Here is a 1110-nt window from a genome sequence, read left to right as displayed (position 1 = left end):
GGAATAACTTCATAAGGGCGTAGATGCGGCACCAGGTGTCTTAAGAGTTTCATTAAGCTGGTTTTTCCACAACCTACGGGACCCGAAAGAATCAATCCTTTTTTGGGGTCCAGATGCATCGCCTCAAAATTTGTTTTATCAGCGATGATATAATTACAGAGTTTAAACAATAAGGGGTGATCTGATTCATAGATTTTAAAATGAGGTCCAGAAAGCAGTTTCCCCTTTGCATTCAGATACACGAGCATTTTATGAAAATCATAGATCATCTTCTTGCCTTGCATGCTGCCTAACGGGTAGGTGATGCCACCTTCAATAATTTCACAAGGGTTCGCCATAATTCTTAGAATTTGAAACTTTCAACGGATCATCAAAAGAGCGCTTGGTACTTCTTTTTTTTCTTTCATCAGCTGTTTTGCTATTCAGCATCCAATGCTTAGCAATTGCCTGCCAATATTCAATTTCCTCCCCATTGCTGGTTAACCAACCGCTTTGATCGTAATGCAATAAAAAAGCTGCAGCTTCCTGCTCTGGGAAATTTTTAGATTTAAAAAATTGAAAAACCTCCTTGGCATGTTTAGGTTTGTTTTTTAATGTTTTATCATGTTTTATATAACGATTCACTGCTTGGTGCATAACTATGCTACCGGTTTGTGCAGTAGTTTGTGCACTGCTTGGTGCTGAAGTTGGTGCAAAAATGAACATCTTGATCTCACTCCCTTTAAACGGGTTATGAGAAGGGGTGTATTTAAGATACTTCCACTTGTGTAAATCGTTCATGCATTTTTGGTACGTGCGATTAGAACCTATCTTAGACATCCTGCAAAGTTCTTCCCGGTTTACATAAAACTGAGGGGAGAATCTACTCACATTCCAAAACTGAAAAGCCGCCATATACAAGCTGATGTGAGAGGTATTCAAACGGTTGTCTGAATACACCTTTTGAAAGACTGCATTGAGGTGCTTGATATAATTCATATGCAATTGTTAATGGATGCGATTAGCTTCCATGAGCTGTTGAATTTCCTGAGCATCGTAGTAGATGATACCGCCCACTTTAGTGAAGGGTATGGTGCCGTTAATGCGTAAGTTTTGTAGGGTTCCCGGACT

Annotated in this window: 2 protein-coding genes and 1 pseudogene; all 3 read right to left on the bottom strand. The window is 39.5% G+C overall.

Annotated features, from left to right (window positions below):
• Nucleotides 1-338 (bottom strand): annotated as a pseudogene (locus DSM03_RS18910) (ATPase); the annotation flags it as partial.
• Nucleotides 322-978 carry a hypothetical protein gene (locus DSM03_RS18905; protein WP_128760773.1) on the bottom strand — a complete coding sequence of 219 codons (657 nt, stop codon included), beginning with the start codon at nucleotides 976-978 and terminating at the stop codon, nucleotides 322-324. The gene DSM03_RS18905 and the pseudogene DSM03_RS18910, both read right to left, overlap by 17 nt.
• Nucleotides 979-987: 9 nt before the next feature.
• On the bottom strand, nucleotides 988-1110 hold a 123-nt coding region (locus tag DSM03_RS18900), incomplete at its 5' end, for a helix-turn-helix domain-containing protein (RefSeq protein ID WP_161568077.1).

This window comes from Leeuwenhoekiella aestuarii, assembly GCF_004104055.1.
Taxonomy (GTDB): domain Bacteria; phylum Bacteroidota; class Bacteroidia; order Flavobacteriales; family Flavobacteriaceae; genus Leeuwenhoekiella; species Leeuwenhoekiella aestuarii.
Note: the sequence above shows the minus strand (reverse complement) of the source record. Positions and strands in the feature narration are given on the sequence as shown.

What these genes read in the sequence shown, in the direction of transcription:
- DSM03_RS18905 (WP_128760773.1), bottom strand. Translation starts at nt 978, where the DNA reads ATGAATTATATCAAGCACCTCAATGCAGTCTTTCAAAAGGTGTATTCA.